General features: G+C 73.3%; 6 protein-coding genes. 4 read left to right on the top strand and 2 right to left on the bottom strand.

The annotated features are described in order from the left end of the window. Nucleotides 1-165 precede the first annotated feature (165 nt). Entirely contained in the window at nt 166-1,581 is a 1,416-nt protein-coding gene (locus tag AC13HU_RS22540) for a HEAT repeat domain-containing protein (RefSeq protein WP_483043743.1), read from the top strand. Nucleotides 1,582-2,258: 677 nt separating this feature from the next. Next, entirely contained in the window at nt 2,259-3,731 is a 1,473-nt protein-coding gene (locus tag AC13HU_RS22535; protein WP_483043742.1) for a PP2C family protein-serine/threonine phosphatase, read from the top strand. 149 nt (nt 3,732-3,880) lie between these two features. Here the strand turns inward: AC13HU_RS22535 and AC13HU_RS22530 are convergent, their stop codons facing one another. Next, a complete protein-coding gene (locus AC13HU_RS22530; RefSeq protein WP_483043741.1) occupies nt 3,881-5,389 on the bottom strand; it encodes a DNA-binding protein NsdB in 1,509 nt (502 codons plus the stop codon). Nucleotides 5,390-5,616: 227 nt separating this feature from the next. Here AC13HU_RS22530 and AC13HU_RS22525 point away from each other — a divergent pair, with 227 nt between their 5' ends. Both AC13HU_RS22525 and AC13HU_RS22520 read left to right on the top strand, forming a co-directional pair. Beyond that, nucleotides 5,617-6,696 (top strand): aminoglycoside phosphotransferase family protein, encoded by a 1,080-nt coding sequence (locus AC13HU_RS22525; protein ID WP_483043740.1) that lies wholly within the window; start codon nt 5,617-5,619, stop codon nt 6,694-6,696. A gap of 368 nt (nt 6,697-7,064) precedes the next feature. Beyond that, the gene (locus tag AC13HU_RS22520; RefSeq protein WP_483043739.1) at nt 7,065-8,984 is read left to right on the top strand and encodes an N-acetylmuramoyl-L-alanine amidase; all 1,920 of its coding nucleotides are present in this window, start codon (nt 7,065-7,067) and stop codon (nt 8,982-8,984) included. A gap of 136 nt (nt 8,985-9,120) precedes the next feature. On the opposite strand, the gene AC13HU_RS22515 is transcribed toward AC13HU_RS22520, so the two are convergent. Next, nucleotides 9,121-9,621, bottom strand: a complete 501-nt coding sequence (locus AC13HU_RS22515) for a hypothetical protein (RefSeq protein ID WP_483043738.1) — start codon at nt 9,619-9,621, stop codon at nt 9,121-9,123. Between the last annotated feature and the right edge of the window lie 417 nt (nt 9,622-10,038).

Here is a 10,038-nt window from a genome sequence, read left to right as displayed (position 1 = left end):
CAGCAGTGGGGGCGAGTCGGTAGGCTTCCGGCGCCCGTCCCCATGGGAGTCCGCTCGATCGCCAGGCATGAAACGCCCGGTGGCCGGTAAGGATGCCGGACGGCGTACACGCCTGGCCACGGAAATCCCGTTGCCATGAGATCCCCCGCACCGGATGCTGACCTCATGTTCGACCCAGACATAGCGCCCAGTGGCACCCTTCTCGGCCTCCTCCAGAGAGGACGCGGGGACGGGCCCCTCCATGCCCTGGCGACCGAGCGGGCGGAGGCCCTCGCCGCCCTGGAGCACTGCGTGCTGCGCGACCCCCGCCTGGACTGGCGGGTCGAGTCGCGCTCGCTGTACTACGCCCGCCTCTACTCCGACCTCGAAGGCCCGCTCGACGGGATCGAAGAGCACCTCTTCCATCCCGACGACCTGCTGGTCCCCGACGAGCACCGCTGCGGGCTGGCGCTGTCCGTGCTCGGGCACCTGGCGGGGTACGGCCGCCGCGACGCGCTGCGGCTGCTGCGCCGCTATGCCGCGGCCGGCGGCTCGTGGTCCTGGGCGCTGGACGAACTCGCCGTGCGGGACGACGAAGCCGGTCTGCGCGCGCTCGGCCCTGCCGTGGTCGCCCGTTTCCCGCACACCGAGGAGGGCGACGCGGAGCTGGCGCGGGCCGTCCGCGAGGCGTACGAACCGCGGCCGTGGCAGCTGTGGGCCGAGGACGCGGACCGGCCCGACACCGCCGCCCGGGTCCGCAAGGCCACCGAGCAGGTGTCCTTCGACCGCTGGCAGCGGCAGATGCGGTCCGCCGGGCCCACGCCCGGGTGGAGCGTCGCGGCCGTACTGGAGTGGGCCGATCAGGGGCTCGCGCAGCATCCCGCGCTCGAACGCGACCAGCCCGCCGCGCGCTGCCTCGCCTCGGTGGCCGGGCCCGAGGACCGCCGCGCGCTGCTGGACGCGGCCCTGCACGGCCCCTCGGCCGCCCGCGCGGCCGCGCTGCGCCACCTCGTCGACCGCCGTGACCCCGAGGCGTTCGCCCTCGTGGAGGCCGCAGCGGCCAGTGCGGACGAGCGGGTGGTACGGGCCGCCGTCGAGTCGTTCGAGCGGCGGGCCGACGACGAGGCGAGCACGCACGCGCGCAAGTGGGCGGAGCGCACCGACCCGCTCGGATACGCGGCCGCCCGCATCCTGGCCAGACATGGCGGCGCGCGCGACGCCGACCTCGTGCTCGCCGCGCTGCGCCGTGCCGTGCAGACCGGCGGGGCCGACGCCGACGGTCTCGACGCCCTGGTCGAAGGGGCGGGACGGCTCGCCGCGTGCCGGGCGGCGCCGGTGCTGAGGCATCTCTACCGGGAGACCTCGTCGTCCCAGTTGCGCGGGATCGCCGCACACGCGCTGGCCGCCACGGATCCGGGGTTCGCGGCCGGGTTCGCCGTGGAGTGCCTGTGGGACTGCGAGGAGAGCACGCGGGAGCTGGCGGCGCGCAAGGCCGCGTCCGGGGATGTCCGGGTGCTGGCCCAGCTGCGCAGGCTGGCCGCGGACCCGGCGGAGGAAGTCGATGTCCAGACGGCGGTACGAGGCCGGCTGAGCGCCGGCTGACGCGGTAGCCGCGGGGCTTCGGCAGGGTTCGCCGTTCCGGCGGCTAGGCCCGTCCGGAGGCGCGCGGGACGCACCCGCGCCTCCGGACCGCCCGGACTCGCCACAGGAGCCGCAGGAGCCGGCCCGGCGCCCTGTGCGTCCGGGTCCGCACCCGCGGCCACGTCCGGACCCGGACCCGGACCCGCACCCACGTCCGCATCCGCATCCGTGCGCTGGACGATGTCCCCGGTCCCGCCCCGCAGCCGCTGCCGCGCGCCCTGGAACGGCCCCCTGACCGCAGCCGAACCGGCATCGACGCACCACCTGGGCGCCTCCGCCGTCTCTTACCACATCCTGCGGCTGCACCGGGCCGGGCCGCCGGCCCGGAACCGCCGCGGGCGCAGCGTGTGAGTACGTGCGGACCTACGTCCGGATTCCCCGCGGCGGCGCGTCTGCTGCGCGGTGTGCCGTAGCTGCGTGGCCGAGCCGGGCCGGCTCGGGCAGGCGGCCGAGGGGCCGCGCGAAAGTACACACAAAAGGGTGGCGTTAGGCATATGCCGGAAGCACCACCGGATCGGGTATCGCGGAAACCCTTACGAGTCATCGCTCGCTGTGCAACAGTCGTAACTGGTCCATCTGTCCCACCGTCCGCCACGGCCGCAGTCGCGGCTGCCCGCAGACATCCCTCGGAGTGCGTCATGCCGTCCCCCGCGCACGCGGATTCCCCCGCAGCACAGCCACCCGGTCCTGGGGCTGTGGATGCCCTGATCAGCCAGGCGCGCCAGTTGCGCAGCAGGGTCGACGCTGTGCTCGGCGAGAGCGTGTCGGCGGCCGAGGACCCGCGGTTGCGGTGGCAGCGGGCGCTGTGCGACCTCGCGGTGCACCAGCTCGACGATCTGGGCACGCACCTGGGGCAGTTGCGGGAGGGCTTCGACCTGGACGTGCCGGTCGAGGCGCTGATGCGGGGGTCCGGGTCGGAACCGGCCGCGGGCGTCGGCGGGTCCGCGCTGCCCGACCCGACCGCGGTCGGCGCGCTCGGGCGGGCCGGGAGCGCCGAGTGGGACCTGCTCACCGACGCGGCGCAGTGGTCCGAGGATTTGTACCGCATCTTCGGCCGCGCCCCGCAGGACGGGCCACTGACCTTGGACGAACTGCCGTCGTGGCTCTTCTCGGAGGACCAGCAACTGCTCAGCGAGATGGTGACCGGCTGCCTGGTCGACGGGCGGTCGATCGACGGCGAGTTCAGGATCGTGCGTGCCGACGGCTCCGTGCGCACCGTGCACATGGTCGGCGAGCCGGTCTTCGACGCCGACGGCGGCACCGTCGCGATGTGGTCGGTGATCCGCGACGTCAGCGACCTGCGGCGCAGCCAGCGGACGCTCAGGGAGACCCGCGACTCCCTGGAGCGGCAGCGGCAGATCGCGCAGACCGAGCGCCGGCTCGCGGTGGAGTTGCAGGAGGCCGTGCTCCCACCGTGGCGCGGCGGGCTGCGCTTCCCGCAGGAGGGCGGTCCCGCCGCGATGGACCTTGCCGCGCGCTACCTCCCGTCGGCGACCAGCGGCCTGATCGGCGGCGACTGGTACGACGCGATGCAACTGCCCGACGGCTCCTCCTTACTGTCGGTCGGCGACCTCACCGGACACGGCGTGGCCGCCACCTCGGGCATGGCGATGCTGCTCGGCGCGCTGCGCGGCATGGCCGTCGCCGGGCTGGAGCCCGGCGCGCTGATGGCCGCGCTCAACGAACTCCTCGACAGCTCCCCGCAGCCCGCCCTCGGCAGCGCCCTGTGCTGCCGGTACGAACCCGCCGAGCGGGTCCTGCACTGGGCGCAGGCCGGGCACCCCGCCCCGCTGCTGTTCCGCAACGGGACGGGGCGCGTACTCGACCCGCCCGACGGCATGCTGCTCGGTGCCACCGCAGGCACCCGGTATGCCCAGGCGCGTGAGCAACTCATCCCCGGCGACCTGCTGTTGCTGCACACCGACGGCCTGGTGCCGCGCCGCTTCCCGCACAACGCGGCCTCCGGCGGCAGCGCCGAACACCTGCTCGCCATGGGACCGCTGTTCGACGGCGCCCGGTCCGCGCAGGACTGCCTGCGCATGGTGGCCGAGGAGTTCGACGTCCCCGACCGGGCGGACGACGCGTGCGTGCTGATCGCCAGGATCTCCTGACCACCCGAACGGTCACCCGACCGTATGGTCACGCAACCGTATGACGGTACGACGGCACGACTCCATGACCAGCTGACCGTACGACGTGGGCAACGGCCCGACCAGGGCTGTGCCCGGCTGCCCGGCAACGGTGCGACGAATCGGCGTCGTCACACCGAACGGGTCTGCGAGGCCCTCCCCTTCCCTTCCTTCGGCCCCTTCACCTCCCTGGTCGGTTTCGGTTTCGGCAGCACCTTCTCGATCTCCTGGCGCAGCTCCTGGATGTCGCTCTGCCCGGAGTACCGCGCGGTGAGCCGGTACATCTGGCGCAGCCGGTCCCAGGTGCGGTGCGAGGAGGTCTGCCCGATGGTCGCCAGCGCGATCCGGGCGTAGTGGTCCGCCTGTTCGGGCTCGTCGGCGATGAAGCAGGCCGAGGCGAGCGAGAGGTGGTCGAAGATCACCGACCTCTCGTGGCCCTCGCCGCGCAGCTCGATCGCCTGCTTGGCGTGCAATTGGGCGAGGGCGGCGGCCGACGGGTCGTGCTCGGCCAGCGTGCGGTAGGCCAGCGCCTGCATGCCGTGCAGGTCGGCCTCGTCGAAGTTCTGCATCCAGGGCGGCGGCGCGTCGCCCCCGTCGGACGCGAAGAGCTCCTCGGCCTCGCCCAGGGTGCGGCGCATCTCCTGGCCGTGCCCCATGGACGCCTGCGCCCACGCCTCGATGGTGCGCAGCATCGCCTGGGTGCGCGGCAGATTCTGCTCGCCGGAAGCGGACGTGGCGAGCTTCATCAGGTCGATCGCCTCGTCGGGGCGGTCCAGGTGCACCATCTGGCGGGCCGCCCTGGACAGCGCCTCACCGGCCCGCGGCCGGTCGCCGCCCTCGTGTGCCGCGTGCGCGGCGATCACGAAGTACTTCTGGGCGGTGGGTTCCAGGCCGACGTCGTGCGACATCCAGCCGGCGAGCACCGCGAGGTTCGCGGCGACCCCCCACAACCGCCGTTGCAGGTGCGGGGGGTGGCGGTAGGAGAGCAGTCCGCCGACCTCGTTGAGCTGGCCGACCACCGCCTTTCGCTGGAGCCCGCCGCCGCGTGAGGAGTCCCAGGCGCGGAAGACCTCGACCGAGTGCTCCAGCGACTTGATCTCCTGGGAGCCGATCGGGGCCGCCTCGTAGGCGTCGTAGGCGACCGGATCGGCGGCGAGCGGGTCGTCGAGCACAGGTGCGTCGGCCGCCAGGGCCGGATCGGTGTGCAGCCAGTCGTGCATGGCCGTGCTGAGTACGGTGCCGGCGGTGAGCGCGGCGCCCGCGCCCACCAGTCCGCGTCGGTTGAGCATGAGGTCCATTCCCGTGAATTCGGTGAGGACCGCGGCGGTTCGCTCCGGCGGCCACGGCAGGCCGTCCCCGGTCTGTCTCTTCCCCGCCTGCCGGCGCCGGTCGAACCCGAGATCCTCGATGGTCACGACACGGCCGAGGCGCTCGGTGAACAGCGCGGCCAGCACCTTCGGCACGGGTTCGCGCGGCGACTCACCGGTGTCGATCCAGCGGCGCACCCGCGAGGTGTCGGTCGCCAGTTGCGGATGGCCCATGGCCGCCGCATGCCGGTTGACCAGCCGTGCGAGTTCGCCCTTGGACCAGCCGGTGAGGCCGAACAGGTCCGCGAGTCGGGTGTTGGCTCCATTGCCCACGTCAAGCCCCCAGGTTCCTCGGCACGTTGACAGTAATCCCGCTGACATTGGCCTCGCGACTATTCGCCAGGGTTCGCCAGGGTCCGCCAGATGGTCTGCCACCCGCGCCAGGGTGTCAGGTAGGAACGCGCCACCCCGGCCCGGTTCCGCATTCCCCAGGGTGCGGAACCGCGCCCGGGGCGGCGCCCCTGGAACTCGTAGGCACGCGAAGGGATCTGCTTCCACTCATGTATTCGGCATCGTCCTCCGTGTCCGCCCCGCCCCGGCCCGCGCACCCCTCCGTCGGCGAGCCGGTGCTGCGCCCGCGCCCGGCCGCTTTGCGGCGGACCATGGCCGGCGGCTCCCATCCGCTCGGCGGGAGAATCGACTTGACCGGCCCGCAGGGGGCTCAGCTGCGTACCGCCGTGGCCGCCGTACAGCGGATCTGCCCCGAGTTCGCTCCCGTGCAGCTGCTACGGCGCGGTGGTCGTACCGCGCTGCTGATCGGCACCTCCGGCCGGGCACCGGCGGTCGCCAAATGTCTGCTGGACCACTCCCCCACCTGGACGGAACGTTTCCGCCACGAGATAGCGGCCTACCGCACGTTCGTCCGGCAGCGCCCGCCGGTGCGGGTGCCGCGGCTGATCGCCGCAGACCCGGACAGCTGCGTACTGGTGATGGAACGGATGCCGGGAAGGGTGGTCGCACCGCAGCGGCACCCTGTGCAGGCGCCGACCCGGGGGGATGTGCGCGCCGCGCTGTCGGCATACTCGAGAATCAACGCGTGGCGGCCGGCCCCCGGGTCGTTCGACGCGCCGATCGACTACCCGGCGCGGATCGGGCGCTGCCACGAACTGGGCCTGCTCACCGATCGGGATCTGGGCGACCTGCAGAAGCTGCTGCGCGGACTGGCGCACGCGCAGGGCCAGTTCTGCCACGGCGACGCCCTCCTGTCGAACGTGCTGCTGTCGCCGGCCGGGCCGTCGCTGGTCGACTGGGAGCACGCGGGCTGGTACCTGCCCGGGTACGACCTGGCGGTGCTGTGGTCGGTGCTCGGGGACGATCCCGCGGCGCGACGGCAGATCAGCCAGCAGGCGCAGGCGCACGGCGCCGAGGCCCGCGACGGGTTCCTGGTGAACCTGATGCTGGTGCTGACCCGCGAGATCCGTACCTACGAGACCGCCGTGCAGCGGACGATGCGGGCCACCGGTCCGATCGCGCCGGGTTCCGCCGAGGCGGGCGAGGAGCAGCGGTTGCTGCTGCGGCGGCTCCACGACGACTGCGGGATGGCGCGGCGCGCGGTGCGGGCGGCGGTCGGCACGCAGTAGCAACCGCGGGCCGGACCGTACGGCAGCGGCCTCCCGGTGCCCGCCCACCCGCGGTGGCGTACACGGCCGTACGCCCGTGCCCCGGCCGGGAAATGTCGACAGACGGGCGAAGCCGAGCACAGAGGATCCACAGGTGTACGCCACTGGCGGTCGGCAGGTGGGCGGCCGCACGGCGCGGAAACCTGGGGGTGCGGGGTCCTGACGTGCGGACGGCGCGCCGTATACGGGTGGTTGACGGGGAGTCGGGAAGGCCGGTACCTGTGTGGAGCTGATCAACCGGTGACCCCCATCCGCAGGAGGCCGTTGTGTCGCGTTCCGCTCCCCCACCCGGTAGACCCGTCCCACTCGGGCGCCGTGCCCGAAGCGCGGTGGCGGTCGCCGCTGCGGCCGTCCTGCTGCCGCTGTTCGGCACGGGGACCGCACACGCGGCCGCGCCGGGTTCGCTCCAGCAGGCGTTCAGTGACGCCGCCGGGAAGTACGGGGTGCCGCGCAGCGTGCTGCTGGGCGTGTCGTACATGGAGTCCCGGTGGGACGGCCACCAGGGCATGCCGAGCGTCACCGGCGGCTACGGGCCGATGCACCTGACCGACGCGCGGACCGCGCTGACCGACTTCCCGGTGAAGCAGGTCGGCGACGGGGGCGACGACGGCCGCGGGGACGACTCGCGCCCGCTGATCACGCCCGCGCAGGCGGCCGCACCGGCCACCGCGGCCTTCCCGGCGAACCTGACCACGGTGGAGCGCGCGGCGACCCTCACCGGGCTGACGTCCGCCGAACTGCGCAGCGCGCCGGCGGCGAACGTGGCCGGCGGCGCGGCTCTGCTGGCCGCGGAGCAGCGGAAGCTGGGCGAGCCGCTGAGCGGCGATCCGGCCGACTGGTACGCCGCCGTGGCGCGCTACTCCGGCGCGGACGACCGGGACACCGCGGACTCGTTCGCCGCCGACGTGTTCGACGTGATCCGGCAGGGCGAGGCGCGCACCACCGACAGCGGCCAGCGGGTGGCGCTCGCCGCGCTGCCCGGCCTGGCGCCCGCGGCCGACCAGGCCGCGAAGGTGGGGCTGCGCGCGGACAATGACGCGAACACCGAGTGCCCGCCGGGCCTGGGCTGCGAGTGGGTGCCGGCGCCCTACCAGGAGATCGGCGGCGGGGACTACGGCAACTACGACCTCGCCGACCGGCCGCACGACGAGAAGATCGACACGATCATCATCCACGACACCGAGGGCTCCTGGGCCACCTCGCTGAAGCTGGTGCAGGACCCGACGTACCTGGCGTGGCACTACACGGTGCGCTCCTCCGACGGGCACGTCGCGCAGCACGTGAAGACCCAGGACGTCGGCTGGCAGGCCGGCAACTGGTACACCAACTCCAAGTCCATCGGGATCGAGCACGAGGGCTTCCTCACCGACCCGGACGCCTGGTTCACGGAGGCGATGTACCGCTCGTCGGCGCGGCTGGTGCGCTACCTGGCGCAGAAGTACGACGTGCCGCTGAACCGGCAGCACATCCTCGGCCACGACAACGTGCCGGGGCCGACGGGTTCCTACGTGCCCGGCATGCACACCGACCCCGGGCCGTACTGGGACTGGGCCCACTACATGGCACTGCTCGGCGCGCCGATCCACCCGACCGCGGGGACGTGGGGCGGTGAGGTGACGATCGACCCGGACTACGCGACGAACCAGCCGGTCTACACCGGCTGCACCACGGCGGGCGCGACCTGCCCGGCGCACGGCTCCGACGCGGTGCGGCTGTACACAGCGCCGAGCGAGGACGCTCCGCTGGTGCGGGACGTCGGTCTGCACGGCGCGACGGGCGCCAGCACCACCGACGTCAACGACATGGGCGCGCGGGCGTCCACCGGCCAGCAGTACGCGGTCGCCGGACGGCAGGGCGACTGGACCGCGATCTGGTACCTCGGCCAGAAGGCGTGGTTCCACAACCCGAAGTCGAACCCGACGGCAGTGGACGCGACGGGTCTGGTGGTGACCCCGAAGAAGGGCCTGGCCGGTATCCCGGTCTACGGCCGCGCCTACCCCGAGGCGAGCGCCTTCCCGGCCGACGTGCCGGTCCAGCCGCTCACCCCGATGCCCTACACCATCCCGGCCGGCCAGCGGTACGTGGTCGGCGGCGCGGTGCACGGCGAGTACTACTACTCGGTGACCTTCGATCCGGCGGGCCACCAGGTGGTGCGGGGCAAGAACGTCTACTACGAGATCCAGCTCGGGCACCGGGTGGAGTACGTCCTCGCGTCCGACGTGGTGCTGCTGCCCTCGGCCCTGCAGTAGCCCGGCCGGGAGGCACAAGTAAGGGGCGCCATCCCTGGGATGGCGCCCCTTACGTTGTTCGGCTCCTACCGCTCGTGCGGCCGGCTCGTACAGGTCGGCCGGATCGCAGCACCCGTCCGGCGCGCGGCCCCGGCGGTCACTCGGCCTGGAACATCTCCGCGGGCAGCGGCTTGAGCAGCTGGTAGAGGTCCTCGGTGATCGGGCGGTCCCACGTGGCGATGGTGACCTGCACGCCGTCGCTGCGGTCGAACTGCGCACAGGCGACCCGGGACTCGGAGATCTTGATCCGGCGGACGATCAGCGGTCCGTCGCCGAGCATCACCGGGGTGCCCTCGACGTTGACCACCTCGGCCGGCTCGTCGTTGCCGAGCGCGGCCAGCAGTTGCGCCACCTCGAAGGGCACCTGGCCCTCCTCCAGCTCGCGGGCCGGGGAGCCCTCGGGGAGGTTCCCGATCAGCATCGCGGGACCACGGCCGCCGAAGAGGTCGTACCGCAGGTAGATGCCCTGGCAGCTCCCGTCGGCGCCGGGCAGCAGCCCCGCGCCCAAGTCGCCGGGCCAGTCCCCCGGGTCCATCGCGAGGACGTCGAAGTCCGGCCCGGTGGGCGTGGCTGCGCTACGGCGGCGGAGGAAGGACATGCGGCCATCGTACGGGGTGGCATGGCCAGGGCGGGAGCCCGTCCATCCCGTCCCGCGCACTGCCGCGGAGGGCGCGGCGAGCGGTGCGGCGGACGGCGCGGGAACGACGGTGCCGGTACGCCACTGGCAGGAGGCGTACCGGCACCGGTGGAGCCCACGACTCCGAGGGAGGCGGGCGCCTTCCCGGTCGGCCCGCCGCGACCTTCCCACGGCCCCCACGGCCGCCACCACTCCGCTCCGACCCCACTCCCCGCCAAAGCTCCCATGCGCCCCACGTGCGCCCCCGTTACCCAAGGTCATTGCGTGATGGGGATCTGTCCAGGTTGATCACGTGAGGCCGAGGATGGACAAAGGTCGGCGGTAGTCGCGGCCGGCGTTCCGGAGGGCAGCGGCGATGTTGGGCTCGCCGTTCTGGCG

The sequence above is a fragment of the Streptomyces sp. NH27 genome, from assembly GCF_056859195.1.
Note: the sequence above shows the minus strand (reverse complement) of the source record. Positions and strands in the feature narration are given on the sequence as shown.